Annotated in this window: 25 protein-coding genes; 2 read left to right on the forward strand and 23 right to left on the reverse strand. The window is 64.1% G+C overall.

Annotated elements, in window-relative coordinates:
- Nucleotides 1-11: 11 nt before the first annotated feature.
- The 8 genes from J5N58_RS01145 to J5N58_RS01180 all read right to left on the reverse strand — a co-directional run bounded on the left by J5N58_RS01145 (nucleotide 12) and on the right by J5N58_RS01180 (nucleotide 6,876).
- Nucleotides 12-1,295, reverse strand: coding sequence for an SGNH/GDSL hydrolase family protein (locus J5N58_RS01145; protein WP_244709212.1), 1,284 nt, complete (start codon nucleotides 1,293-1,295; stop codon nucleotides 12-14).
- Nucleotides 1,292-1,606, reverse strand: coding sequence for a hypothetical protein (locus J5N58_RS01150; RefSeq protein WP_244709215.1), 315 nt, complete (start codon nucleotides 1,604-1,606; stop codon nucleotides 1,292-1,294). The genes J5N58_RS01145 and J5N58_RS01150 overlap by 4 nt, the downstream gene beginning before the upstream one ends.
- Before the next feature lie 140 nt (nucleotides 1,607-1,746).
- On the reverse strand, nucleotides 1,747-2,001 hold the full coding sequence (locus J5N58_RS01155; RefSeq protein WP_244709217.1) for a hypothetical protein: 255 nt from the start codon (nucleotides 1,999-2,001) through the stop codon (nucleotides 1,747-1,749).
- Nucleotides 1,994-2,875 (reverse strand): lysozyme family protein, encoded by an 882-nt coding sequence (locus tag J5N58_RS01160; RefSeq protein WP_425314445.1) that lies wholly within the window; start codon nucleotides 2,873-2,875, stop codon nucleotides 1,994-1,996. The genes J5N58_RS01155 and J5N58_RS01160 overlap by 8 nt, the downstream gene beginning before the upstream one ends.
- Nucleotides 2,876-2,938: 63 nt before the next feature.
- Complete coding sequence (locus J5N58_RS01165; protein WP_244709222.1) at nucleotides 2,939-5,482, reverse strand: right-handed parallel beta-helix repeat-containing protein; 2,544 nt, start codon at nucleotides 5,480-5,482, stop codon at nucleotides 2,939-2,941.
- A 63-nt stretch (nucleotides 5,483-5,545) separates the two neighbouring features.
- Nucleotides 5,546-5,881, reverse strand: a complete 336-nt coding sequence (locus J5N58_RS01170) for a hypothetical protein (protein ID WP_244709225.1) — start codon at nucleotides 5,879-5,881, stop codon at nucleotides 5,546-5,548.
- Between the two features lie 111 nt (nucleotides 5,882-5,992).
- Nucleotides 5,993-6,328: a DUF6804 family protein gene (locus tag J5N58_RS01175; protein WP_244709227.1), complete on the reverse strand. Its 336-nt coding sequence runs from the start codon at nucleotides 6,326-6,328 to the stop codon at nucleotides 5,993-5,995.
- Nucleotides 6,325-6,876: a hypothetical protein gene (locus tag J5N58_RS01180; protein ID WP_244709230.1), complete on the reverse strand. Its 552-nt coding sequence runs from the start codon at nucleotides 6,874-6,876 to the stop codon at nucleotides 6,325-6,327. Before J5N58_RS01180 ends, J5N58_RS01175 begins: the two co-directional genes overlap by 4 nt.
- Nucleotides 6,877-7,126: 250 nt before the next feature.
- On the opposite strand from J5N58_RS01180, the gene J5N58_RS01185 reads away from it, so the two are divergent.
- Nucleotides 7,127-7,366, forward strand: a complete 240-nt coding sequence (locus tag J5N58_RS01185) for a hypothetical protein (RefSeq protein WP_244709232.1) — start codon at nucleotides 7,127-7,129, stop codon at nucleotides 7,364-7,366.
- Nucleotides 7,367-7,377: 11 nt separating this feature from the next.
- Nucleotides 7,378-8,247 (forward strand): BRO-N domain-containing protein, encoded by an 870-nt coding sequence (locus tag J5N58_RS01190; RefSeq protein WP_244709234.1) that lies wholly within the window; start codon nucleotides 7,378-7,380, stop codon nucleotides 8,245-8,247.
- On the opposite strand, the gene J5N58_RS01195 is transcribed toward J5N58_RS01190, so the two are convergent.
- The 15 genes from J5N58_RS01195 to J5N58_RS01260 form a co-directional block, all read right to left on the reverse strand.
- Nucleotides 8,198-10,696: a hypothetical protein gene (locus J5N58_RS01195; protein WP_244709236.1), complete on the reverse strand. Its 2,499-nt coding sequence runs from the start codon at nucleotides 10,694-10,696 to the stop codon at nucleotides 8,198-8,200. The two genes, J5N58_RS01190 and J5N58_RS01195, sit on opposite strands and share 50 nt — an antisense overlap.
- Nucleotides 10,693-12,504: a hypothetical protein gene (locus J5N58_RS01200; RefSeq protein ID WP_244709238.1), complete on the reverse strand. Its 1,812-nt coding sequence runs from the start codon at nucleotides 12,502-12,504 to the stop codon at nucleotides 10,693-10,695. The genes J5N58_RS01195 and J5N58_RS01200 overlap by 4 nt, the downstream gene beginning before the upstream one ends.
- Entirely contained in the window at nucleotides 12,501-15,308 is a 2,808-nt protein-coding gene (locus tag J5N58_RS01205) for a lysozyme (protein ID WP_244709241.1), read from the reverse strand. The genes J5N58_RS01200 and J5N58_RS01205 overlap by 4 nt, the downstream gene beginning before the upstream one ends.
- 12 nt (nucleotides 15,309-15,320) lie before the next feature.
- On the reverse strand, nucleotides 15,321-15,863 hold the full coding sequence (locus J5N58_RS01210) for a hypothetical protein (RefSeq protein ID WP_244709243.1): 543 nt from the start codon (nucleotides 15,861-15,863) through the stop codon (nucleotides 15,321-15,323).
- Nucleotides 15,860-17,938: a phage tail protein gene (locus J5N58_RS01215; RefSeq protein ID WP_244709246.1), complete on the reverse strand. Its 2,079-nt coding sequence runs from the start codon at nucleotides 17,936-17,938 to the stop codon at nucleotides 15,860-15,862. The genes J5N58_RS01210 and J5N58_RS01215 overlap by 4 nt, the downstream gene beginning before the upstream one ends.
- Complete coding sequence (locus tag J5N58_RS01220; RefSeq protein WP_244709248.1) at nucleotides 17,938-18,588, reverse strand: phage connector family protein; 651 nt, start codon at nucleotides 18,586-18,588, stop codon at nucleotides 17,938-17,940. The genes J5N58_RS01215 and J5N58_RS01220 overlap by 1 nt, the downstream gene beginning before the upstream one ends.
- A 76-nt stretch (nucleotides 18,589-18,664) precedes the next feature.
- Nucleotides 18,665-18,946: a hypothetical protein gene (locus J5N58_RS01225; RefSeq protein ID WP_113443443.1), complete on the reverse strand. Its 282-nt coding sequence runs from the start codon at nucleotides 18,944-18,946 to the stop codon at nucleotides 18,665-18,667.
- 67 nt (nucleotides 18,947-19,013) lie between these two features.
- A complete protein-coding gene (locus J5N58_RS01230; protein ID WP_113443444.1) occupies nucleotides 19,014-19,946 on the reverse strand; it encodes a phage capsid protein in 933 nt (310 codons plus the stop codon).
- A 153-nt stretch (nucleotides 19,947-20,099) separates the two neighbouring features.
- The gene (locus tag J5N58_RS01235) at nucleotides 20,100-21,017 is read right to left on the reverse strand and encodes a hypothetical protein (protein WP_244709250.1); all 918 of its coding nucleotides are present in this window, start codon (nucleotides 21,015-21,017) and stop codon (nucleotides 20,100-20,102) included.
- On the reverse strand, nucleotides 21,014-21,394 hold the full coding sequence (locus tag J5N58_RS01240) for a hypothetical protein (protein ID WP_244709252.1): 381 nt from the start codon (nucleotides 21,392-21,394) through the stop codon (nucleotides 21,014-21,016). Before J5N58_RS01240 ends, J5N58_RS01235 begins: the two co-directional genes overlap by 4 nt.
- The gene (locus tag J5N58_RS01245) at nucleotides 21,395-23,014 is read right to left on the reverse strand and encodes a portal protein (protein WP_244709254.1); all 1,620 of its coding nucleotides are present in this window, start codon (nucleotides 23,012-23,014) and stop codon (nucleotides 21,395-21,397) included.
- The gene (locus J5N58_RS25890; RefSeq protein ID WP_257791072.1) at nucleotides 23,014-23,142 is read right to left on the reverse strand and encodes a hypothetical protein; all 129 of its coding nucleotides are present in this window, start codon (nucleotides 23,140-23,142) and stop codon (nucleotides 23,014-23,016) included. The genes J5N58_RS01245 and J5N58_RS25890 overlap by 1 nt, the downstream gene beginning before the upstream one ends.
- Nucleotides 23,132-23,617 carry a hypothetical protein gene (locus tag J5N58_RS01250; RefSeq protein ID WP_113443448.1) on the reverse strand — a complete coding sequence of 162 codons (486 nt, stop codon included), beginning with the start codon at nucleotides 23,615-23,617 and terminating at the stop codon, nucleotides 23,132-23,134. Before J5N58_RS01250 ends, J5N58_RS25890 begins: the two co-directional genes overlap by 11 nt.
- Nucleotides 23,605-25,212, reverse strand: a complete 1,608-nt coding sequence (locus tag J5N58_RS01255) for a hypothetical protein (protein ID WP_113443449.1) — start codon at nucleotides 25,210-25,212, stop codon at nucleotides 23,605-23,607. Before J5N58_RS01255 ends, J5N58_RS01250 begins: the two co-directional genes overlap by 13 nt.
- A 358-nt stretch (nucleotides 25,213-25,570) precedes the next feature.
- Nucleotides 25,571-26,293, reverse strand: coding sequence for a hypothetical protein (locus tag J5N58_RS01260; RefSeq protein ID WP_244709256.1), 723 nt, complete (start codon nucleotides 26,291-26,293; stop codon nucleotides 25,571-25,573).

The following is a 26,293-nucleotide window of genomic DNA, read 5'->3' on the forward strand; positions in this document are numbered from 1 at the left end:
GAGCTATCCTTTCAAGCCGCCAGTGCCTGAAGCACGGCCGACCACCCGTGATCCGCGAAATCCCGCTCCTTGGCCGCGCCTGCCAGCGTCAGGTGCGTGCCATCGCTCGTATCGGCAGCGTTGGCGAAGGCCCCGGAACCGTTTTCGAGCGGCGTCATGCGGTCGACATAGGGCACGCCGAGCGCTACCGCCCTGGCGATGATCGCCGTCGCGGCCGCCTTTGCGCCGGCCCCGTTGCTGTCGTTCGGGGGCGGGGTGACCAGCACCGGCTGGATGCCGCGCGCCTGCGCCCACGCCACGAAATTGTCGGCCCAGTAGTTCGCCTCGCTGACATTGTAGGCGTTGGAATTGTTGACCGACGACGCCTGGAAAAACACGATATCCGGCTGTTTTTGCAGCACGCCGAGCAATGCCCGCATCTGCCCGAAATACCCGCTCACCGTATCCGGATCGCCCGAAGTGCCGGTGGAGCCGAACGTCGACGAGCCAGACCAGCCCTGGTTGAAATAGTCGAGATGCGCGCCGCCGGCATTGAGCGCGTCGATCGCCAGCCGCACGCCGGGATGCGTGCGCAGATTGTTGACATCGCGCCCCTCCATCGTACTGTCGCCCACCCAGGCCACGGTTTTGCCCGCCTGTTCCGTTTCGAATTCGAGGATGACAGGCGGCCCCGACGTGCTGTTGGCTGTAAACGACGCGCCGGTATTGGTCAGCGTGAAATCCCCCACCACGCTATAGGCCACATACCATCCGTTGGCCTCGAAATTCGTCGTCGTCGCACCCGACGTCGCCATGGAAATGCGGTTGCCGGCGCTGGTATCGTCCTCGCGCACGCGGATCAGCACGAGATATCCGTCCCCGCCGTCGGTGCGCTCGACAGTCTCGAAATCCAGCCAGTCGGAGGAGACGACGGCCGGGATGCCGGACGCCCCGGTGGAGGAGCCCGCGGGGTGCGAGTTTGTCGGGAAAACGAACGGCTTGAGCGTCGCCAGCCCGCCGCTCGGCGTGACGAAGCTGGACGCATTGGTCGCATGCGGCGCAATCGAAGCCGCGATCCCGTTGGACGCGCCGAGCCCGTATTTGTGCAGCCGCACCCTCCCCTTGATCGGGCGGCGCAACTTGAGCAACAGGGAAAACGTCCGCCCGGAAAATGTCGCCGATATCGAGGCCGATCCGCCGGCTTTCGTCGCGCCGAGAAGCACTCTCCTGCGCAGGCTCGAAATGCTCGTCTGTCCTGCCCTCAGGCTGGTCTGGCCGCGCTTCAGGCTGGTCTGTCCAGACAGGAGCGACGTCATTCGACGATCACCTTCACGCTCGGCGCGGTGGCGCCCGCAAGCTTCACCACGATCGTTCCCGTGGTCTGGAAGGTCATCTGCTGCACCGCGTCGCCATTGTCGTCGAGCGTCGTTGCCGAAAGCTCGGCATCCGCCAGCGGCGTTTCGATGGTCGCCGCGGTCTCGCTGTCCACCTCGTCCGTAAGCGAATGCACCGAGAGCGTTCCGCCGCCGAGCGAGCCGGCATATTTCAGGCAGCGATAGCCGCTCTCGGAGCGGCCGGGGATACCTGTGTTCCAGACGCCGTCCGCGGTGAATTTCCTGATCGCCATCTCACTGCCCCTTTCTGCAAAGCCGGTCGCTCTCGCACTGGCGGTTATGCGCCACCACCTGGCGCGCGAATGGTTCGTCTTTCGCCACGATGAAGGCGCGCGTTTCGGCCGATGGCGTCAGGCGCGCATAGCCCGCGCCGTCAGTCGCACCGCCCGTCGCGGAACACGCCGCCAAGCTCGCGGCAAAGCTCGTCAGCAGGCAGGCGCGAAACGTCTTCATCGATCTTTCCCCTGTCGGTGAGCTGATGGACGAGATCCGCCCGGATCTCGCCTTCCGTAATCGCGCGGCCGTCGGAGCGGCCCTTGAGATAGGCACCGCCGATCGAGAGCAGCGCGAGACCCGTCAGCGCCCCCAGCGCCGCAAGCCTCCACTCGGCCGTCAGCGCCTTAAGCATCGACATCCGCCTTGATCGCGCGATAGACTTTGGCGATATCGGCGCGGCGCTTGATCGCGTAGATCGCGAAGCCGACGATCACGACGATGATGGCGATCTGTACGCGCCAGTCGATCCCGGGAAAGGCCGCGACCGGCGCGCCGATCGCCGTCAGCAGCCACTGCCAGAAGGTTTTCGATTTCATCAGCGGCTTGTCCAGCTTCTCCGGATCGACATTGACCGGCGGCGGCTCCGCAGGTTTCGCACCGGCATCCCGATCCGGCTCTACCGCCTGCGGAAACTGCGGCGCGGGCTCCGGCGCCGACGCCATCCTGAGCACCTGGCGAAGCACGACCTCGACCTTTTCCGGCTTCACCAGCGACTTGTTCACCCCGTCGCCGGCATAGTAGCTCTGCCCGCGCGTCACCGCCCGATGCGCGCCCTGGCAATCCTCAAGCACAGGAAAGCTCGCCCATTCCTTGGCAAGCCGAAGGCCGAAATCCGTGACGCCGATCTGTCCGGAAACGAAGGCCTCGTATCCCCGGCGCAGCAGCAGGTAAAAGCCCAGCCGGTCCTGAAGATCGGCATTGAACCGCATGTCGCCGGTCAGCGTCGGGATTTCCTTGGCGATGCCGACCAGCGTCGCCCGCATGAACTGGTAGCGACCGGCGGCGGAAGAGGCCGTCCGGTAGCTGGCCTTCCAGTTCTTCTTCACCCAGGCGAGCGAACTCCAGTTCGCCTGCGCGTCGATCAGCTCGCCGAGCGTCATGAAGGTGATATGCGCGGCAAGATGGATCTGCCGGTCGCCGAAAATCGTGTCGTAACCGTTCGGCGCTTCGGTATTGCCGATGAAATCGAGCAGGTAACGGGCGGGCGCGGGAACGGTCGTCGGCAGCTTGGCCATGAAAAAGCTCCAGTCTCGTGAACCGGAGCCGAGTGTAAGGCCGGGAAACGGGCGTCAAATGCGCCGGATCGAGAGATTGGTATAGGCGGCGACCGTGGTGATCGGCTTGGCCGCCGCGTTCGATTGCGCAACGGCGATCCGGATGCTGTCGCTGGTGCCGCCGATCACCGGCGTCAGCCAGAACACGCCGGAGACGGATTGCGTCAGCGCGCCGTCCGACTGCCCCATGCCGTCCCGGTTCTTGATGCCCGTACCGGATTTGAGGATCTGCGTCACCATGGCGTCCGACGTCGCAAGCCCGCTGAGGCGCACCTGCGCGCTGATCTCGTAAAAGCCGGGAAACAGCGGCGTGAACGTATAGGTCGCATTGTCCCACTCTCCGAGCGTGTCGATGCCGGCCGCGTCGGAAAACTGCACGGTCGTCGAGACGTTGGACGCAGCCGCGTTCTGCGCGCCGGCGAGAGCGGCGCTGACGAAGGTGTCCATATGGCTGCGGAATTCGAGGCCAGCCCAGCTCTGCGAGCAGTAGCGCTGGGCGGCATCCGCATGCGTACCCGGTCCGAGCACCCGGCCCGTGACCTTGTTCGGCGGATTGGAGCCCACATTGGCGGTGTTGCGCACGATGGTCTTGGCATTGACCGGCGCGTACTCGCCGTCGAGAATGCTGTTGGAATGCGTCGATCCCGTTCCGGACGAGGAGAACTGGATCAGCCCGTTGTCCGTATAGGTGGTCGGATCGGCGTTGTAGAGGATGTTGCCGCTGCCGATATTGTTGCGCGTCTCGTAGCCGTCCGGGCTGTCGAACACCATCGCCGCCGCGCCGGAATTGTTGACGACATTGTCGTCGATCGTGAGGAACGATGCGCCATAGGTGAACTTCATGCCGAAGATATTGCAGTCGAACAGGTGGTTTCCGGCCACCCGTCCGTAGCGCTCGAAAATGTCCATGCCCTCGGCGACATCCTCGATATGGTTGTCGTAGATCTGCAGGCCGGTGTTCTGGCCCATCTCCGTCATGTTGATCCCGTCCGACTGGTCGCCGTGGCGGGCAAGGCCCGCGCCGGTGAAGTGGACGTTGCGGATGCGGTTGCCATGGATCGATGGCTTCCAGCCGGGGCCGTGCAGCGCCGCGAAGTCGTTGGTCGTGGCGATTGCCGTGACGTTCGGCGCGCAATCCGCCGCGTCGCCGGCCGATGTCGCCGGATAGATGCCGGCTTCGACGAGATCGTAAAACAGGTTTTGGCGGACCCTGGAGCCGTGCGTTCCGCCGAGCAGCACGCAATAGCCCATGCCGAAGGCGGTGAAGGAGCAGTGCTCGATCGTGAAGTCCTGCGTGTTGCGGGCAAGCACGACGGTCTGCATCAGGCCGGAGGGATTGTTGCCGACGAACCGGATGCCCGAAACGCGCGACCGCGCGTTCCGCGCGCCGCCCAGGCTCTGCTCGCCGGTGACGTAGAGCACCACGGCATTGGTGCCGTAGCGCCCCGTCGCATTGAGCGCCCACCCGCCGGAACCGGCATTCACCGCCGCGATCCGGGCGTCTCCGGCGATATAGGGGTTGTTGTTGTTGAAATACGCCTTGTCGACGAAGATGGCGGCGGTTTCGTCGCTCTCCAGCTTCGTGTCGCTCACGGACATGGTGACGGTCGAGCGCGGATAATAGGTCTTGCCCGGCGTCAGCCGCACCGTCCGCCAGCCGTCCAGCGCCGCCTGCAGCGCGGGCTTGTCGTCGTAGGCCGGAAGGCAGCGCGCGCCGAGCATTTCCGGCGCGACCACGCTTTCCGCCAGTTCGTACCAGACGGTTCCCCCGAGCAGCAGCGCGATCGAAAACTTGCCGATATGGGCCGGCTCGGCATCGACCTTTTTGTAAAGCGCCCCGCCGCCGTCGCCGGCCGCGTAATAGCCGGCCAGCCGCAGGAAGGACGGCGCGATCGCCGGACTGTAGGCCTCGGCCGCCGCCTTGCTGGCGAACACCGGCGAAAGCCCCTCGATCACGGCGGCAATGCTCGCCGCGGCCTCGGCCGCATCGTCGGCGTCCTCGGCCGCCGCGGCCGCGCTTGCCGCCGCCGCCTCGGCATAGCCTTGTGCGGCGGCGATCTGCGCGGCATCAGGCCCCTTCACCAGCCGGTCGCCCTGCTTCATCAGCGTGTCGCCGTCCGCGACATTGGCGTCCATCGTCATGCCCGGCTGGCCGAAATCGCTCTTCCAGCCCCGGTCGACATCGCGGCGCAGCTCCTGCAGCACCGTGCCCTGCTTGGAGAGTTCCTTTTCCAGCGCCGTCGGATTGACCCGCGTGCCGGAAATTACCCCGGCGGTGCGCTCATGGGTGCGAAAGGACCCCACCACGAATTGCGTGGTCGCCGGCACGTCATCGGCAAATGCGATGGTGAAGAAGTCGAAGGCCTCGTCCGCGTCGAGCTTGGCCACGGTCGCGAAGACCTGCGCAAACCCGGCTTCACCCTCCGCGCGCGCCCATACCTCGACATCCTCGACATCCCAGATCTTGAAATCGTCGAAAGGCCCGTAGGTTTCGGTTCCGTCACCGACAAGGATATCGGTCTGCCGAAGAAAACGTGGAAGCGGATAAGGATTGGTCATGGCCCTGCCCCGATTGGATCATCGGGACAAGGCTAAGGTTCACGGGATGGCGTTCAGTGAGCGCTACTTGCAGCCCTTGGAGCGCATGGCGTTCTTGATCGCTTCGACCTTCCCCTTGGAAATGGCAACCTGCCCTTCCTTGTCGCCACCGAACGCGCTCGATGCAGGAACCCCGATCAGGAACACCCCGAACGCATCGCCGGTCGCGGCGCTGTTCTGCGCCTTGGAAAGCGCCGCCAGTTTCTCCTGTTCGCTGACAAGCTCCCTTGCCAGATCCGGGCAGCTGGACCCGGTATAAGCCGCCATCGGCACGTCCGCCGGCACGATGGCATCCGGCCGCTTCGCACACGAAACCGCCAATGCCGTCAGAGCGACGGCACTTAAAATCCTGATACGCATGATGTCCCCAAAATGATGTTACCCCTTACAGGCGCAACTTATGGGATTAGAGTTGTGGAAGGCAAGGGACTTTAGGGAGGTTTGCTCCACGGTGGAGCAAACCTCCTAGCATCAGTCCGGCTTGGCCGGATTTTCTATGGTGCGCGCGACATCGATCAGAAAGCGCCTGTTTGACCGCGAGGCGGCCAAGGCGAAGACGACAGCACAGCCGACGTTCAGGACCATCCAGATCTCTCGGGTCAGATGCACCGGCATAACCGGATTGAACAGCACAGCGCAAAGGAACAACGCAATGGAAAGACCCCGGCTGTCGGACCAGAAATGAATGCCGCAGTAAATACCGGCCGCGAAGACCAGCACGCGAAGCAGCATGTAGTACTCATATGGCCACGGTGCGAGGGCGAGCAGCAACATCAGGGCAGTGGCTATAGCAGCGATGCGGGTCATGAGCTTACCAAGATGTTGTCTACCTTCAATGAGCCGGGTTTCAGCAGGCTGCCGACGCGCATCTGCATTTCCATTGCCAGTGTCTTCTGCCCTTCATTTTGAGCCATACGACTGAACTGTTCCCCGCCAAGAAACAGCCATACCAAATCCCACAAAACAGCTTCGCCACTATCTTCATGCTTGGCTTTGTCGGCGGTTTCTCGCGAATATCTCCAGAAAGCATCCAGAAGATCGTCCGGTATATGGGCAAGCAAGTGAAAGATCATCGGCAAGGCAAGTACACCTTCATCCCGGAATTGCTTCATTGCGCCTTCACCGAACAGTCCTGAAACGGCTCGGGAGAACTCACGATCATAATCCAGATGCCATCTATTGTCGTGCGGCTTTATACGGCGTGCGAAAACATCTTTCGCAGCCATGTCGGTTTTAGCAAATGCCTGTCTCCAGTCCCGCTCAAGGGGCGATCCACCTGCAATTTTCGAGACAATGAGAAAGATGACGGCACCTACGCCAACAAGGGCAAAAAACATCAGAACAATATCAAACACCCTGCCCTCCCTTGACACGAGACTCATCATGATTCAACCTAAGCATGCTTCACGAAAAAGGTGGAGTCCCGATTGCAAGCGGGCTAGAAGACATGAGGCGCTCCCGACGCGCGCAAGCGCGTTTTTTTATGGTCGGGCGTAATGGGAGAGGCTTGTCCTCTGCCGGTCCTCATGCCGGTCTTGCAAACCCGTTATTGCCCGGCCACCAGATGCAAGCTGGTGGTCAGGTCCAACCCATGAGGAACCGACCATGACCGCATACACAGACCCTCTCTCCAAGCTGGAAGATACCCTCATCGACCTGCGCGCCCTCGTCACGCTGTCGCTCTTCGCCGTCGAGCATGCCGATGCCGAAACCTTCGCGCAGCAGAAATCCACCTTCTGCACCACCCTTTACCTGATGCAGGAAAAGCTCGCCGCCTGCGACGCCACCCACCGGGCTTTGTTCCTGGCCGATTGCAACACCTACGACGTCGAAGCCCGGCACTGAGGAGACCAGCCATGAACGCCATTCAGAATTTCGCTTTCGAGGAACATCTGGTCCGCGTTGTCGAGGAAAACGGCGATCCGTGGTTCGTTGCTACAGATGTTGCCAAGGCGCTAAATTTCAGAGATGCAGCAAACGCCATAAGATCCGTTCCCGATGATGAAAAGGGTACTCGCAAAGTGAGTACCCTTGGCGGGGAACAGAGCTTGCTATGCGTGAGCGAGCCGGGGCTTTTCCGCCTTATCTTCCGGAGCAACAAGCCGGAAGCCGAACGGTTTCAGCGTTTCGTGTTTCATGAAGTCCTGCCCCAGATCCGCCGCACCGGCAGATACGATCCCGCCGCCAATCGTCCCGCCCCGCCCGATGCCTTCGAAATCGACGTGCAGCATGCGCCGCTCTCAGCCAAGGTGGAATATCTGCGCATGGTGGCGAAGTTTCGCGGCCGCGAAGCCGCCGTCGCCATGATGCCCCATATAGGACTGCCGGATGTCGATCTCGTTCTCGCCGGCGCCCGCATCTCGCCCGATGGTCGCCAGTGCATCGATCACGCGCTCGCCCACCGCTTCGATCATGGCCAGAGCGTTCGCGAGCTGATCACGCAGGCGCTGGCGCGCGGAACCACCATAGACCGCTTCCTGCGCACGGTCGGCATCCGCACCGTGCCGGAGGGCGAACCCGGCATCGCCATCGCCGTCAATCCGCGCGTCGTCGCCGAACTTTTCGCCGGCACAAGATGGGATAATGGCGGCCATGTCGCATCCCTGCGCGGCCTCGATGGCGTCACCAATTTCGGCAACCCGCAGAAATTCGACGGCATCGCCACCCGGATGCTCTTCATTCCGTCCCGATGGCTGTCGACAGATCCGGTCCCCGGCGCGGCGTAGTCTCGCCGGGAGCCCACCAGAACTCCTGTCCGAACTCCCGCTGGAAAAAGCGTTGCCGCTGCTTGAAGGCCTTGTTGGCCTCCGGGTCCATCAGGAACTGCAGCTGGTCCATGACGATCCGCTCCCATGCCAGCCGCGTATACCAGATCGAAGATCCGGGAATGTTCGACCGCATGAACTTGTTCGCCTCCCGGCCGAAATGCGTTTCCTCGCCGCTGGCGAGCTGGATGACATTGCCGCCCGTCAGGTCCCAGAGATCGCTGAGCCTGCCGACCAGTGGCCCGCCGAGCGTCGTCGCGAAGCCGGACCCATAGCGGTTGACGTTGGAAAACAGGAAATCGCCGTAAATGCCGAGACCGCCGCCCTGCAGCAGCGCCGCGCCCCAGAAGGCCGGATCGGACATGTCCTGCGGGTCCCGGCCCTGCGCCACCTGTTTCATTTGCAGCGCCATGCCGCCGAGCAGCGTGGTCGAGATCAGCAGCGATCCGGCATAGGCCGCGCCCTTCCGCACCTCGCCGCCGGCGATCATGTCATGAATGCGCCGGCCGTGCAGCACGAGGAAAACCGTGCCGAAACTCTTGAACTGGGCGAAGCTGCGCAGGATCTCGCCGACAAAGGTGCCCGGCCGGTTTTCGTCGAGCAGCATCACCTTCGAACGGTTCGAGCCGTTCGGAACGGCATATTCCGTTTCCGCCTGGATCATCTCCAGATATTTTTCCGCAAGCTTCGGATGAATGCGCTCGTCGATCTCCTGCGGCCGGAGGATCATGGTTCCCTGCCCGAGATCGTGCATGGGAATGTTTCGCATCTGGTCCCATTCGCGCGCGCTGATCCCGTAGCGCTGCATCACGTTGCGGAATGCGTCCGGCAATTTGTCGAAGCTCTTTCCCGCCTGCTCCGCCGCCGTCCGCATGAAGGCAAGGCCGAAGGCATGACGGCCGGCTTGTGTCCATGGCGTCAGCCCGGACAGTGTCAGAACGCGGTCGGCGATGAAGCTGGTCCATCCCGGACCGTCGATTGTGCCGATATATCGCGCCTGCGCATGAAATACGTGCATGGCGCTGTCGAGCAGTAGGCCCGCGCTGACAGCTTCGCGACGTGTCGCTGGCATGACCGCCTTGGCGACATCGGAAAAAACGCCTCTCCCGCCGATGCCGGCGAATTTCCGGGCCACGACGGAAGTGCCGAGATCCGTCACCGATGCCAGCATGGCGCTGCCAAGTACGCTGGACGTGATCAGGCTGCGCATGGTGGATACGGTGGCGGCAAACCTGCTGTTCACCGGCGTTTCCAGTGTGCCGCGAATGGACCCCCACACGGCGTCCAGTTTCTTGGCGGCCGTTTCCGCACGGTCTATCGCCGTGTCGGGGTTTCCGCTCATGCGGCTGGGTTTGCCGGCGGCGAGGTTCCGGCTCTCCTTCACCACGGCCTGTTTCAGCCATTCTATCGTGCCGTTCGGGTTCGGCCCCAGCACCTCCATGGCGGCGATATCCTTCGCCATCATGTTGATATGGCCCATCATCGCGCCGAAAGCGTCACCGCCGCCGCCATAGAGTTCCTGATACTGCATCCATGCATCGGCATCCTTGAAGATCAGGAAGCGATGTTCCGCCCGCTGGTTGGCCAGCGCCCCGCGTCCGAGCGATTGCCGCAATGGCTGGCGCTTGCTCCAACCGTCCGTGGCGATGTTTTCCCAGATTTCGGATAGAATGCCATCAAGCTCCGCCGGATCGACGGCCTCGCCTGTCAGCGGGTGCCGCATCCGGGCCGGATCGAGCAAGGGGCGGATGTCCTCCTTCCATGCCTGAAGGCCGCGCTTGCGCAGGGCGCGGGCGTCATGATGCTGCGGCAGCCCCCATTTTTCCAGCTTGCCGATCGCGCCGCCGGCGCTGTTGAAGCGCTGCCTGAGCCATTCATGCGTGTCTTCCCAGATCTTGGCGAACTGCTTCGCCGCTTCGTCGCCGGAATTCTGGCCGAAGGCTTCGCGCACCACATTGTCGAGCTGGGCCTTGTTGTGTCGCGTCAGGTCGCCGCCAAGCGCGCCGCGCCGGAAATTGTAAAGCGCCGCTTCCATTCTGGCATGCGCCATGCCGATGATCGATTTTCGCCGGCCCTCGACGCTGGAATAGGTCGCCGTGCCGAAATGCTCCAGAAGATCCAGCGCGCCGGCCGCGATATCCGCCTTTCCACTGGCGTTCTTGTAGGAGCGGATATCGGCATCGATGCGGCGGATGCTGGAAATGGCGAGCTTGGCCTTGCGGCGCTGATGGTCGCTTTCCGCCTTCAGCAGTTCCGCCAGCGCCCGCTTCGCCTCGGCATCCGCCGTCGCCTCGCTGTTGACGGCGAATTTTCCCCGCAGGCGGTCGAAATCGCGGGACAGCCGCTCCGCGTCCGCCTGGCTCAGTTCGCCGCCCTCGACGGCGGTCGCGAGACAATCCTTGAAGCTCATGCGCGGCAGGCCTCCACAACCTGAAACAAGTGGTCCATCTGGTCGAGATCGGCGGCCAGCTCGCCGGCGGTGACGGTGCGGCCGTCATCGAAAAAGGGTATGTCGAAATCCTCGGGCAGGTCCGAGAGATCGGCGGTATCGACAAGGCTTTCGGGGTCCGCCGCGCCGGGATCAGCCATGCCGCCGCGCAGATCCTCGGGCAGCGCGGAAGGCTGCGGTTTCGCCTCGGCCTCGGCCGCCCAGCGCTGCCGGTCGTTCTCGATCAGCACCTTGTCGAGCGCTGTCGCGGGATCGAGCCCTTCCGCATTGGAAAGTTCGGCGGCTTTCACGATCAGATCGTCATCCACGGCCGGCCCGGCCCGGGCCACGAGTTCGCTGACGAGGTTTTCCGCTTGCGCCCGTCCGGCCGTTTCGGGCGTCTTCGTCTCGCCGGCCCGCTGGGTGCGGTCGAGTTCGTCCAGCAGGTCGTTGACGGTGCTCTTCGCCGCCGCCTCGTCCGCCGTGCCATAGAGATGATCGAAATATCCCGCCTCCGCCGCCGCCCGCCGCGCATCGTCGAGCGGCATCCCGTCCGGCTTCACCAGCTTGCCGACGAAACGTTCGCGCACGTCGCCGAGACCGAGCGCCCCGAGTTCGCCCTTGTATTCCTGCACGCCGCCGGATCGGATGAGGAATTGCGCCAGCGTCTGTTCCTTGGGGGCCTCAGCAACGGAAGGGACAAGCCGTTCGACGATCCTGTCAATCTGTTCCGGCGCCGGCGACAACGAAAGCTCTTCGCCCGTCAAGGCGGCGCGCGTCGCCTTGGTAAGCGCAATGTCATGCCGCTCAGGGCTTGCCGCCTTCGGCCGCAGGGCAGCGTCCCGGGCGAGGATTTCCGCATGGTCGATAGCGCCGCGCACCTCGGCGGGCAGATCGTCGCGGATCGGCCGCAGGATATCGGCGGCCTTCTGCGCGTCCCCCGCCATCGCAGCCGAAAGCTCCGCATGATCGGAATTGCGGGCCAGCGCTTTGCCCGCTTCCTCCAGCGTGCCGCGGGAAAGAATGCGTGCAAAGCCTTCCCCTGCAGCAGCGGTTCCACCCCCGAGCACACCGCCTGCAAGTGCTGCAAAGGCAGTGTTCTTCATCGCCTCGCCCCAGCCGGAAGGAAGCCCGAGCTTTTTTCGCCACGCCTGCACGCTTGGCTGGAGGGCCGCTTCGGACAGGCCATTGACAACGATTTCCGATATGGTGGTCTGGGCGATGCGCCCGACAGCCGTTTGCGCGCCAGCGGCACCTCCTACTCCGAGACTGCCCAATATGAGTTGCACCTGAAGCGGATCATAGAGAGAGCCCTTGAGGCTTCCCCAGAGCGAAGCGCCGAAGCCGGCCCAGTCGTCGCGGCTCGCCATCGCCTTCGCGGCGTTCTCCTCGGCATGGCGCGCCAGCGCTTCCGCGTCTTTCTCGACCGGTTCTCCGGCCCGGATCACGTCGGCTGCGCCGGGATGCCGCTCCTGTACCTGTTGCAGCCACGTCCCGAATTGCGCTTCCCTGTCGCGATAGGCGTTGCGGAACTGCGGTTCCAGAAAGCTTGGCATGCCGATGCCGCCGATTTCTGTCGCCATCGGATTTTCGAAGGTCTCGCCGGTGCGCTCGCGGATGGCGGCGATCCTGTCGTCATAGGCGCGGCGCAGCGCCTGATAGGTGTTGTTCTGGTTGTCGATATAGATCTGCTTGTCGCGCGCTGCGCTGTCGATTTCCGCAAGCGTCGCCTGCCCCCGCGCTGGCGTGAAGGTGAGCGGTGGGCTCTCGTTTCCGTACCAGAAGCTCATGGCTGCCATCCGAATGGGTTGAAACCGCCGATCCGGTTCGGCGCCGGCTGCGCGGCAATTTCCTGCAATTGCCTGATGTCGAGGATCCACGGGCGATTGCCCTCGCCGACCAGATATTGCGGGTCGTCGCCATTTGCTTCGCCGAGAGCCACGAGATAGCGACCGTCGCCCACGTTGACGAGCGTGCCTCCGCGAATGCGTGAGGCGCTGATCTTGAAGTCGTTGAGCGTGTTGATCTTGGGCAGCTGCGCAAGTTGAGCGTCGGTAATGTCGCCGAGCAGCTGTGCCGGCTGGTCTTTCCGCATATCGGAAGGTACGATGATTTTCGCTCCGTTCACTTCGCCAATACCGCCATAGGCTTCGCCGCCGACGGTTCTCGCGCCAAGCGCCTTGTCGAGCACACGAAGATAGAGCGTCTGCGCAGGCGATCCCTCTTCCTTGATGTCGGCGACGTTGATCCCCTGCCGCGCCGCTTCGCGCTGGAACAGCAGTTGTGCCGTTTGTAGGGCCGCGTTCTGTGTTTTGGGATCGGCGGCAAATGCGCCGCTGACAGCGGAAAGCCCGAAATTGTCGACTGCCCTTGCAGTCTCCGGCGTAAGGTCGGGTAACTGTTTCTGTCGTTTCATCATCATGGCGTCGGCAACTGCTCGCGCCGTTCCCATGTCACCCGTGGCGATGGAAAGACCTGCCGCGTGCGCCAGCGCCGGGCCTTCCTCGGAAAATTCGGCCAGCACCGCGCCCGCCTTGCTGCCGAAGCTGTCGCGAACGCCTTGCGTGAAGGCGACCAGAGCATCCGGGTTTTCCGCCGCCGTGGCGATGATGGCTTCCGCCTCGCCGGGCCGGAAATAGCGTGGCGGCACGCCAAAATGGGAAGCGACGGCCTCGGCGGCGCCGCGCCGGTACGCGACGGCGTCGCGGATCTGGTCAGGCGTCGCGGTGCCATCCGTGGGGATTGGCATGACGGGGGGAATGATGCCGAGCGCCTCCGCCTGCCCAAGGGGATCGTTCTGCAGGTTGGTGCGGTACTCCTTGATCTTGTCGCGGGCGAATTGCAGGTCGTCGGGATTGACCCGGCCATCCTTGTCCTGCAGCAGCTTGTCAAGATCGCGCTCGACCGTCCCGACAGGTCGGTTTCGCAATGCGTCAGCCACCCGCATCCGTGCAAGCGTCGAATTGACGATTTCCGGGCCGTTCGGCGTGGTCCCGCGGTCCAGTTCGAAACGCGCGATTTCGTCGGGCGAAGGTGTCTGTCCCCGCGCTACCTTGTTGACGAGATCAGTTCCACGCTGCTGCAGGGCTTCTGATGCTACCTTGTCCTGCGTTATTCGATTTCTCTCGGCCTTTCCGAGATCCTCATCGATCTTCGCCATCGTGCCGGCATCGATGTCCGGTTCCTCGCCACGCGACCAGCGCTCGTAAAGCTCCTGTCGCATCGCCGCGATCTCTTCCGGCCGCTTGTTCGCCGCCTGCGCGGTATAGACGCCGACCATCAGCCCGTCGCGGCTTTCCTTCGCCGCGCGCTTCGCTTCTTCCGGCGTGTAGATGCCGCGCGCAACCGCGCTGTCGATATGGCTGTCGATATCGTTCTGCAGCGAGGCAAGAACCATGTTCGCGCCGACATCGCCCATCCCGGCCCGCGCAAAGGCCTGCGCCTTGCGCTCTTCCAGCGCGCCGACGCGATCGAGGAAATCGTTCCGGTCCCGCGCCTTCTGCCGGGTATTGAATTCCTCCCGTGCCTGCTGCACGCGGGTATAGGCCATCTTGCGGAAATCGAGGCTGTATTCGTCGGCGATCTCGGGGAAGACGTGATCGCGCATATGGGCGGTTTCCAGCTCGCCCAGTGCCTTTTCCAGCATCGCCGGATCGTCCTTGTACGCCTCGTAGACCGCGTCCATGTCCTGCACCATGGTAAACCGCAGTTCCTGCAGATAGGTCTTCGTGCCGGCGATATCGTAGGCGCGCCCATAGGCGGTGTCCTTCCCGCTCGGCCGCCAGCCGCCGGCCGCACCCGGCGTAATCGTAACCGGCCCCGATGAAGCAGCGCCCGCCTCCGGCGCGCCTTCTCCGGCCGGGGCCGCCGGTCCGGTCGCGCCCCGGATCATCGCCGCCTCGCGCTGCCGGCGCTTCGAATTGGCCGGCAAGGCTGCCACCGCGTCGGCAATCGCGCCAAGGTTTCCGGTGCGCGCCGCGGCCACGACCTTGTCAGGCAGAGATCCGTAATTATACCCGACGGAGTAAAGCGCCGCCTGTGCCGAAGCCGGAAGCTGGTCGAAAGCCGCGCCGAGCTGCTTGCGCACCTGCGCGCCCTCCCGCGCGGAAAGCCGGTAATCGAGATCCCGTTCCGCGTCCGCGCGGGAAACCGTCATGCCCTGGGTGACCCTGATGCTGCGCCCGTCCGCCAGAGTTACGGTATCGGAACCGTAGCCGACGCGATGTGCGTCCGTGTCCCAATAGGGCGATGGCCGGAAACCCTCCTCGTCGCGCAGCAACGCCTTGGCCTGCTCGATAGCCGAGCCGGTATAGACGCGATATCCGCCGCCGTCCTTCTGCGTCACTGTGATCGGCCGCGGCGCTTTCGCGCGGGCTTCCGCGCTGCTTGCCTCCGCGCCCATACGGGTGGCGATGTTCGCCGCCTTCTCGAACTGCTCGTCCGCGAGACGCGCGAGCCCCATGGCCACCTTGGCCTCCAGCGCGCCGCCATCGCCGCGCTGCACGGAGAGCAGGCTGTCGGTGCTCTGCCCGTCAGCACTCTTTCCATCGAAACGAAACCGCTTGTAGGTTACAGGTTCAAGCCGCTTGTTCATCCACCCCTCCCGTCAGCCGATATCGGCCAGCTTGCCGATGCCGCCGAGCCCTGTCAGCAGCCCATCGAAGAGGCCGGAGGATTTCGCTCGCTTCGACAATTTTCGATAGTTCGCCTCCTTCTCGTTCAGCCGCGCAACCTGTGTCTGCTCTTCGCCAACCGCCGTTGATGTCGCAAGATCCGTCTGCCGGAACGCTTCCTTGCGCGCCTGCGTCGGAGTACCGAAGGTGAGATCCACGCCGGACGAGGCATTGGCGACATCCATCTCCCCGACGCTGTCCATCATTTCCTGCTTGATCGAGCTGCGCCGGTTGACGCCCTTCAGCGTCTCCAGCGGCACCTGCCGCGCGGCGTCGTCGGCCGCGAGCTTGTATTCCTCGGCCTTCTCGTTACCCGCGTTGATGGCCTGTACCGCGCCGAGCACGGTCAGCGTTCCGCCCAGCAGCTTCGCCAGCGTCAGGCCGCTTCCCGCCGTCTGCACCACAGCGCCGCCAATCGGCGCAGCTGCGCCCGTAGGCGCAAGAAAGTTGAAGAGACCTAGTGCAAGTTCCGTCATAGTTTCACCCCCGGTATGTAATCCCGCACGGTCAGCTTTCCCGGCCGCACCTGGCTGATGGTGATCGTCGGGTCCATGGTCACGCCCTTGAGGCCGCACACGGTCAGGTGGCCCGTGAAATTCGCCTTGTCGGCCGCAAGGTCGTCGCTCGCCCGGTCGAGCGGCTGGTCCTTCACCGCCTGCCCGTTCGCGCCGATCGCGATCGACGCCGTGTCCTTGAGGTAGAACCGGCCGGAAACCACCTTGCCCGGCCGCCGCACCACGTCGTCGTTTCCGAGCACCCGCACATAGGGCATGCTCTCATAGACCGGGGCCTGCCAGAGACCGGCCACGCCGGTCGCGCTCGCAATCCCGAAATCGGCGGCCCCGCCCGAAACGGTCACCGGCCCGTAGACGTCGTTGTTGAAAAAGCCCCAGATCTGCTTGCCGTTAAAAATGGAGAGCCCGCCGGCGATCCCGTCGGCATTCGTGGTCGCGGCGGCCGAATGCTGGAAGAAAAGCCCCTCTTCCAGCACCTCTTCGGCAATCGCGCCCGCGCGCTCGATCGTCAGCCACACCTGCCCCTGTCCGTCGACCGAGAGGCCGTGCACCGTTCCGCCGCCGGCGACGACCCATTCCACCGCCGCCATGATTTCCTGCGTGCGGTTAATCAGGCAGCAGACCACCCGCCCGTCCTCGCGCAGGATCCACAGCCGGTCGGAGCGCATGTCGCCCTGCTTCTTCTGCACCGCCATCGAGCGGATGTCGCTGACAAGATCCTCGTTGAGATCGTTCACCGGTTCCGGCTGGAACATTTCCGTCACCGCGTCATAGGCGAAGGCATAGAGCCGGCCGCCATCGGCGGAAACGAAATAGGCCTTGCCTTCCAGCGTCACCGGGCGGCAGGTGCGTTTCGAGCCGATTTCCGAGGCGCGCACCCAGTTCAGCGGCTTGTTGCGCTCGATGGTCCGGTTGGAGGCGAAATATTCCGCCTGGTCGGTAAAGGCCAGAAGATAGGTCGTATCGAGCAGATGATAGATGCTCTCCGATGTCGCCGAGCGCAGCGCCTCCAGCCGCGCCCCGTTGTCCGCCGTCGCTTCGATGTTGAGATCGAAATATTCGGCGACGCGGGACATGGCGATGGCCGTCTGCCTTGCCTTCGGGCCGAAATAGCAGGCCCGGTCCTGAAACAGCGTCATGCCGGCAAAGCCCCCGCGGGCGACGGAAATCAGCGGCTCGCCCGCCGTCTCGCCGATCGCTACATGGCTGACAAGAGCGGAGGCGTCGGAGGTACTGACGACCTGCACGTCGAATTCGTATTCCGATCCCGTCAGCGGGCCGCCGAACTGCACCCGGAAATTGACAAAGCGCGTCGCGCTGCCGAGAAAGCTCACGGAGACGCCGGACCCGAAGCCAGGAAGCGACGATATCTCCCCCTGCATGGCGGCGGCCAGCGCGTTCCAGTCGCCAGGCGATGCGCTGTCCGGTTCCGTGCCGAGGCTGACGGATGGCACCGTCGTTCCGTCGACCGAGCAGGAGACCGTCAGCCCGGGAACGCCGGTCGCCCAGCGGATGAAGAGATCCCATTGGTCGACGGTCTGGGCGTAGCTGCCGCCGAGATCGACATCCGGAACCAGGTCGTAGGGCCAGGTGGACTTCGTCCAGATGGTGTCGTTGGAGGAATTGCGCAGCAGCCTGAGGCCGCTCGGCAGGTCCGGGTGAAAGATGCCGAAGGTGTTGGCCTCGCCGTAGAAGGTGAGATACGGGATCAGGCCGGCCGTCAGTTCCGCCGCCGCGACGGTTGCCACCTTCACCAGGTCGTTGCGCCAGATATCCACCGAGCCGGGCGTGATGACCAGCGTGTAGGAGAGCGTGTTGCTGACCCGCAGCACGCCTTTCGCCACGGTGGCAGAGGCGGCCGCGCCGACCCGCCGCGATCCGGGAAGCAGCGTGAAGCCCGCTTGCGGGATCGGCTCCAGCCCCTGCATCAGACTGGCGCCGGAATAATACTGCTTGAGATTGACCTTGCCGAACAGGCTTTTCGAGAGCTGTCCGGCATTGACCGAGCTTTTGAGGGAGCCGGCAACGCGCGCCATCAGTATCTCCCGTACCAGTTGTCCGCGCCGCCGCCCTGATAGCGGGCATTGGTCAGCGGTTCGACGTCGGCGATTGGCTCGCCGACAGGCTGCGAGGCCTTATCCTGCGCCATCAGCCGGCCGAACCAGCCGCCGGTGCCCTGCTGGCTCGGCGAGCCGAAGGCTTCCTGCAATTTGCTGTCGCGCATGTCCTGGTCCTGCCAGACCGGCAGCGCCAGATAGCCGCCGAGCGCGATGATGAAGGCCGAGCGGAAATCGGGCGGCCAGATATCGGGATCGATCAGAACCTTGCAGAGCGACCACGTCTCCGGCGCCTCGCAGAAGAGCAGGCCCTCCTCGAGCGCGAAATTGCGCAAGGCGCGCGGCGAGGATCCGGCGCGGTCGAGATATTTCAGCGGATTGCCGATCCTGTTGCCGGGTAGCGTGAAGGCGTAGCGCCAGCCGTTTTCCGGCGTCTCCGCCAGCCGAACGTTTTTGTAGGTCTTGCGCGCGAATGACCAGTCTGTCAGGCCGAACACACGATCGACGACGACAGGCCAGACCGCCGCGATGGTCTCGGCCAGATCCGTGCCGTCGTCGATGGAAAACATGGGCCCCGCGCCGATATCCGTCAGCGCCTGGTTGATGATAGTCGCCTTGTCGATGCTCATGACCGCCGCCAAAGAAAAAGACCGTGGCCGAGAGTACCGGCCACGGTCCTTCGTTCAGTGCGGCGACGGGAGACCGTCAGTCCGGCGTGGTGTCGCCGGTGATGTCGGTCACGGTCACGTTGCCCGAGCTGGGCACGGTCGCGACCTTGATCCTGACGTATTCCGGCGTTCCGTCGACATCGGCGACGGCGTTGATGATCGAATGCGGCGAAAGCGCCGCCCGGCTGTCGTTGAAATAGCCGGCAGTGAGGATTTCCGCCTTCGTATGGTCGGAGGCGTAGTCGAAGAAATGGATCTTGCGGTTGCCGCTCAGCGTGATCGAGTTCGAGCGCCGAAGCTGGCGGGGAAGATGGGCCATGGCCGTTCTCCGTTAGGTTCGAGAAAATACGATCCGGCGCATTTGCCGGACCGCCGCTTCGGTCGCGTCAGACGCGGATCGCCGACTTGATGGCAAGCATCCGCACCCGCTTGATGCCTTCCGGCAGGATGCCGAGCGAGGCGGAGGAAAGCTGCACCTTGCAGACGGACGGCGTGCCCTCGTAATCCGGTAGCTCGTTGATCGTCATGTTCTCCTGGTCCCACCATGTCTCGGACCCGAGCGCGGACTTGGTCCACATGAAGGTGTCGAGATAGTTGGCGCCGGTGAAGCCGGGCGTGCCGGCGACATAGCCGCCCGTGCCGTAGGTGAAATATTCGTCCGGCATGGTGAACATGTGCACGCCCCGGAAGGTCTTGCGCATCACCTTGCTTGCTCGGGCGAACGGCAGATCGGACGGCCCCTGATAGTCGGCATTGGAGAACTCCTTGTACATCAGGAGCTGCGACATCCAGACGTTCGGGATCGGCCAGAAGACTTCGTCGTCGGAACCGGCGCCGGAAATCTGGTCGATCGCCTCGATGCAGTTCAGGAGATCGACGCGGGCCGTGCCGTCGCCGATGGTCTGGATCGCCGTCGGGGCCTCGGTGAGCGTGGTCGCGCCGGCGCTGGCAAAGGCATTCAGCGCATCGAGCTTGATCCGGTCCTTCTTGCGGCGGACGGATTTCGTCATGTCATCGGCGAGCTTGGCCTTGAGGCTCGGCCCCATGCGCTTCTCGTCCTGCATGCGGAAGTAGACGGCGGCTTCGTAATCGCGGGTGACCAGCGTCACCATGTCGAGAACGACTTCGGAAGGAGAAACCTTGTTGATCGCGCCGGTCAGCTCGTACATTTCGACCCGGCCGCCGCCGACCGGATACTTGACCGTGCCGGCGGAGCTTTCGCCGGGAAGCGTGGTGCCGTCGAGGTAACCCCCGTTGGCCTGATAGCGGGCCCGGACGAGATCCTTGATCTCCTCGCGGAACCATGTGGAAACAGCCATGATGACCCTCATGTGTTTGATGATGGACGAAATCACCGAGAGGGCCGATTAGCCGGAGCCGCGCCGGGTCCTGTGAAGGATAGCCGGCGTGTCCAGGTCGCTCCCGTCCGGTAGCAGTCGAATGCTGCCACCGGGCGAACGCCGTTCAGTGCGTCAGGTCGGGTTCAGCTTCTGCCGGCGCGCCACGAGCGCGTCGTAACTCTTCTGGTCGAACTTCGGATCGCCCCAGGTGTGTTCCGGCAATGCTGCAAGGCGGGAGATTTCCGCGCGTTCGTCATTGCCGGCCGGCGCGTTCAGCCCCATCGCCGGTCCGCCGCCAGCCGCGCCACCGGTCGCCGCCCGCACGAATTCGAAAAAGCGATGGCCCTTGGCGCTGTCGCCGAGCATCGCCTTGGCGAATTCGGCATCGTCCCTGGAAAGCCCGCCTTTGTCCGTGCCCCGTTCCACCATGGCGTCGAGATAGGCGAAATTGTCGTTCATCCGCTTCTCGATCGCCGTCTTCTGCTCGGCGGCCGTCAGGTGCTTCGCTGTCTCAGGCAATAACGCCGCGCGTTCGGCCTCGACATTGACGATCGGCTCCATCAGGCCCATTTCCGCCGAGACCGACAGGAATTCCTGCACGAGGCCCTGATAGGCCGGGACCGGCACCTTCAACGCCAGCGCCTTGTCGGCGACGCGGGAAAACAGCGGATCGGCCTTCAGCGTTTCCAGATGCGGCCTGATGGTCTCCGGGATCTCGCCGGAAAACTGGCCGTAAGCCTCGGCCTTCTCAGGCACGCCCGCCTGCGCGTCGCGCTCGCGATAGCCCTTCAGCGCCCCGTAGAGCTTGTCCATGGTTTCGTTGCCGTCCCTGCCGACGAGGTGTTCGGGCAGGCCTTCGGGGCGATAGAAGGACCCCGCCGCGGGCGAAGGATCGGCACCCGCGGCGGGCGCGCCGGCCGATGGAGACGGCGACGGCGCGGCAGACCCGGCGGGAGGAGCAGCCGGGTCGGGAGAGACAGCCGCCGCCGGCGCACCGCCGCCGCCGGCATCGGCCGTGTTGAAAACGAGACGGGAAAGAAAGCGGTTCATGATCCAGCTCCATTCTGGGGTTTCGACTGACGGACCAGACTTTCGCCATGGGCGAGAGCCGCCAGAACGGCTTCCGCGAAGCCGTTGATCCCCTGGCGGGTTGCGGAAAGAAGCGCGGTTTCCTCGAGCGTGCGGCCGGTGATGCGCAGCGGCTGGCGAAGCGAGATATCGAACATCCATTCGAACATCGCCCTGCCCTGCGGCGTGTTGTAAAAGCCCCACATCACCTTCGCGACATCGTCTGACGGCTGCAGCTGCTGTCCCTGCAGCTGCGGTTCGAACAGCTTTTCCAGCGCTTGCCAGCCGCCGCCGGCAACGCCGTCGTTCAGGAGATCGTGCGGCTGGGACGCCCGGCCGGGAACGAATGGTCCTGTCACTTATGCGGCCCTCTTCATGTCGGCGATGGCAAGATCCTTGAGCGCGCCGGGAGCCTGCTTTGCCAGCTCCGCCGCCATCATCATCTGCATCTGCTGTTTCTGGCGCTTGGCGATTTGCTCGGCAATCGCCTGCTTTTCCTCCCCGGCCGGGATCAGGTCCTTGTCGATCTGCAGGCCGTCCGCGACCTGGGCCAAAACCTTGTCCTGGTTGATGTATAGGTCCTTGTTTTCCGGTCCCGCAAACGCCAGCACATAGTCGTGATAGTTGGCGATGGCCGCGATCCGGTCGGCGTTCAGCGCCGCCGCCATCGGCGAGCGCACCTTGACCGCGACAAGCAGATCGTCCGCCTGCCCCATCATCGGCAGGATGCCGAGTTCGAACAGGATTTCCGCCACGCGCGGCACGATCACCGGCATGATCTCATTGACCAGGCGGCCGAAGGCCCCGATATGGATGTTCGCCCGCTGCTGCATGCGGGCCGCCATTTCGGAGGCCGAACGCGGCGTTCCCTCGTAATCCGGAAGCCGGGTGTCGAACATCGCGTTCTTGATCTGGGTTTGCAGGTCGCCGATCATCATGTTGGCGACATTGAAATTCCCCATCGGCGTGTCGAGGCGGCTCACGTCCGGGCCGAGCATGCCGCCGGTCGACTGCATCGCCCAGAATTCGCCGGGCGCGATCCGCGTCGTGTTCGGGTTGAACGTACCGCCCGAGCGATAGCCCCAGATCCCGAGCATCTGGATGGCGAAGTTTTTCAGCGCCAGTTCCTGCGCCTTGTTCACCGTCTTGATCGTCGGCAGCGCGGTCAGCACCACGCCGCGGCCATAGGCTTCGCCGGGCACCCGGTAATAGCGCGGAACCGCGATTGGCTGGGTCCGGTAGCGTTCATGGGTGATGACGACGGCCGAATTGTCGAGCCGCGCCGCGAAATGCCAGCCGCCCCGTGGATCGGCATCCCGCCACCAGTCCTGATAGACGCACTTGAGATCGGACGGCCGCGTCTTCGCCTTTTCCTTGAAGTCGTCGGGATAAACGCCATTCGGCCAGGCCTCGACGATCTGGTCGGCGCGAAGTTCCTGCTTCCAGCTCACGAGGTTCACCCGGCCAAAGGCGTCCGTCGAGATCGCCAGCTGGTCGAAGGGAATGCAGGCAAACGTGACCGGATCGCTGGCCGATCCCTTGACCGGCAGCAATGCGCCGGTCCCGATGGCGAGATCCACGCACATTTCGTGGATGGCCGTGTCCCAGTCGCCGGCGAGGAAGAACGGATGGATCAGCGCCGAGGTCCGCGCCAGTTCCCGATCGAAGGCGGTGCGCTCGTCCGGCTGCAGCGCCAGCGCCGCAAGCGGCCCGGTTTCAAGCCAGAAAGCCGGCTGTCCTGCCGGGAAAAGATCGCGCTGCAGGTTGCCGGCGAAATACATCGCCGACATCGGTGCGGTCATGTCGAAGAGCTTGTCCGGCTGGGCCGGCCTGCCGTTGACGCCGCCGGAGGGCCGGCGCATCGGCACGGCATAGTCATAGGCGTCCTGATAGATTTTCGACCAGGGCGAACGTTCGCCCCAGCAATTATCCACCCGCTGTTTCAGCCGGGTGATATCGATCCTGCGGTCGCCCTCCATCAGGCAAGCACCGAGCTTGCGTTATCCGGGCCGTCCTCGAACAGACGCCGGCCGCGCGGTGCCTTGCGGGTCGCGCCGACAGCCGCCGAATTGCGGTTTGCCTCGGCAAGCTGTCGGTCATTCGCCACCTGCTGCAGCTGCCGGCTCTTCGCTGCCTCCTTCGAGGCCGTATTGTCCCCGCCGCCGAACAGGCCTTTCACCGCTTCCGTCATCGTCGTCACCCCGCAACAGCCAGTTGATCCCGGTGTCCGGACGGAAGCCGACGAGGCGGGCCATTTGCGCGCCCGTGCGATTGCCCTCGTAAACCCGGCAGAACACCACGGCACCATGATTGGCGATCTCGCGAAGCGTTCGGTGCGCGAAGCGGCAAAGGGCAAGGATATGCGCCCGCGCCTCGCGCCGAAGCGACAGGCAGAATTCCAGACGGCCCTCTTCGTCCGGCACGAGATAGGCGACCGCCAGCAGCTCATCGCCGGCAAAGATCGCCAGCGTCTCGCCCCGCGACCGCATCCAGATCGACGCCTTGCGCGCGAGCCCGCGCGCCCCCGCGCACGTGAGGCAGTCGACATACCCCGCCGGAGAAACGACCCTCAGACGTCCCATACGGAAAAATCTCCCGGTCGCCCGGTCGGCTTCTGGTTTCGGGCGAGGCGGCGCTCGTGAAGACTGGCGACGTTCGCCGGCAGCGTCGCGGCGGCACCTGCCCCGATGACGTTGGCAAGCCCAAGATATCCAAGGCGGCGATACTGCTCGGCGTCATGCGGGTGCGAATAATCGTTCTTCACCACGGCCAGCTTGTCGGTTCCTGAAACGGAGGCCTGCTTGGTCAGCTTGTAATGGGCCGCGAAACCGCCGATCATCTTCTTGCAGCGCGGGTCGATCAGGTAACGCGGCGTGTTGCCGTCGACCATGCCGGTTAGACCCATGCGAACCGCCTCCTGCCGGATGGCCGGTTCGTTCGACGGCGCCGGATTGATCTGCAGGCGTAGCGTCTGCTGCACCGACAGGATCCAGTTGAATTCGCCGGTGACAGTATCGCCGCCCATGAAGGCCGCCGGATCGCCCCAGCAGCCCAGCACCGGCAGTCCGGGAAACTGCTGAAGCAGCAGTTCCAGGAGCATTTGCGCAAAGCGCGTCGGGCCGGTGCCCGGTTCGCTCACCAGCTCGGCCAGCAAGCGATCCTGCCCGTTCGCCTGCGGCTGGCCGATCGTCGCAGCCGGCGAACCGCCGGCATCGATGCCGATCGTGATCCCGCGGCCCGGTGTCGCGGCAAGCGGCTGGTCGGCCACATGGAGCCGCTGGTTGAACTCCGGATAAACCGGCTTCCCGTCCTGCACATAGCCCGGCAGCCCGTGCACCATGCGCCGCACGATATCGGGCGATTGCGTTGCCGCCTCGAGCTCATAGGACGAACGAGGCTTGCCCCGGCGGTTTTCCGCCCCGGCATCGAGCCCGCCCGGCTGGTGGAACAGCCGATAACCCGGCTTTGCCTTGTCGGCATGCTCGCCATAGCCGCAATCCTGCAGGATCTGGTGATCGACATCCGGCGGGTTCATGTCGCCCCAGTAGACGCGCGGCAGCACCACTTCGCCATCGTCGACCGCAAGCCCCATCAGCTTCATCGCCTCCCGCCCGTCACGAGACACGCGATCCAGCTCGGCCGGCGAGATCTGCTCGACCGGCGGATAACGGCCGGTGCGCTGGAACAGCAGGCCGTGCACACGCGGGTCCAAGAGGTCGCATTCGTTCCCGCTCGCCGCCGAAAGCTCGTAACCCTTGATGAACTGCTCGACATTGTGGTCGCCGATCGCGCCGGTCTGCAGCTCGAAATCGATCAGGATACGGTCGCGCCCACGGTCGGCCCACCATTTCAGCCGGTGCTTGATCGGCCGGTCCTGCCCGCCCTCGTAGGACACCGTCCACGGATGATCGACGGGAAAGGTTTCATGCCAGGATGCCAGATAGGTTCGGGCGAAGTCGCGATAGGTGTCGCGCACCACGGCTTGCTTGAACCGCACAACGCCATCGCGACAGACCGGCATATAGCTGGCGGCCAGCAATGGCCCCTTCACAACGGAGCAGACGGTCTTTCCCGAACCGGCCGGCCCCATGATGAAATCCAGCGGCCCCCGCGAAGCGATGAAGGCAGCCCCCACCGGCCCCGGCGGCTGGTAGTTCTGGATGTTGATGGATCCCATACCCTCGGCCCTCCATAAGCCGCTGGACGCGCGCGCCCGTGCCCGCCGTCTCAGGGAAAAGTTTGGATCGCGCCGCAACAGGTTCAGTCGGGCATGGAGGAAAGGGCCGTGTGTGTGAGCCGAAAGGCCCATGGAGGGGGCTGCGCGTCAGACTTTCAAACCGATGTCGCGGGCCTGCCCGCGTCCGCTTGGCCACCCCCCGGCCGTGGCGATGACGCGACGCGGTTTCCGCGCGCGCGAGGGCGCGAGCCGAAACCGTCGCAATGATTTCCGATCATTGTAGAACTGTTTGATTTCAACGTCTTACGATACGTCCGACATTTGATGGAAATGTCGGACTGCTAACCCGTTGAATTCATTAGGTCGGCGCATCGAATTTCGTCAGGTCGATGGTCGAGCGTTCGGATTGCACGGGCTGGGCCATGTCGCCGATAATCATCACGCCGCGCACTTCGCGCTTGTCGACATTGACCTTCGTCGGAGCCTTGCTCTCGAAATACGGCAGCAGCTCGGCATTGGCCCGCAAGAGATGCGTATAGGCCTTATCCATCATCGCGGCTGCAAACGAACGCTCGATCACTTTATTCTGGACCAGATCGAGCAGCCATGCATAGGGATCAAAGCCTTCCGGCGGCTCTGGCAATACGCCCAGCTCGATCGCCAGTGCTGCAGCATCGGCGTTCGCCACGGCTGCGAGGTTGAGGCCCGAATGCCGGTATCCCATGCGCTGCATAATGTCCGCGAATTCGCGGGAAGCCTTGTTCTGGCTGCCCTTCGGCCTCCCTGGCCCTTTTCGCGCGCGCTCGATTTGATCGGCCACATGGCGCACCGGGCCCCGGAACAGCGCCATCTGTTCGTCCATCTCGTCGAGCATCAGGGATTGCTGCTCGGCCTCTTCGCCACCCTCGACCAGGTCGCGCGCCAAATCCTCGATCGCCTGCGCTGCCATCGCCTTGACCGTCCCGACCTTCGCTGCCCGCTCCTGGTCGACCGCGCCCGCCGCCGAACCGCCGCCGCCGAAATTTTCCCCCGGCGTGTGTGCCTCCGGAAGCCCCTGATTTTCGCCGCTCTCGCCGGTCAT

The sequence above is a fragment of the Paenirhizobium cremeum genome (assembly GCF_022884085.1).
GTDB lineage: Bacteria > Pseudomonadota > Alphaproteobacteria > Rhizobiales > Rhizobiaceae > Allorhizobium > Allorhizobium cremeum.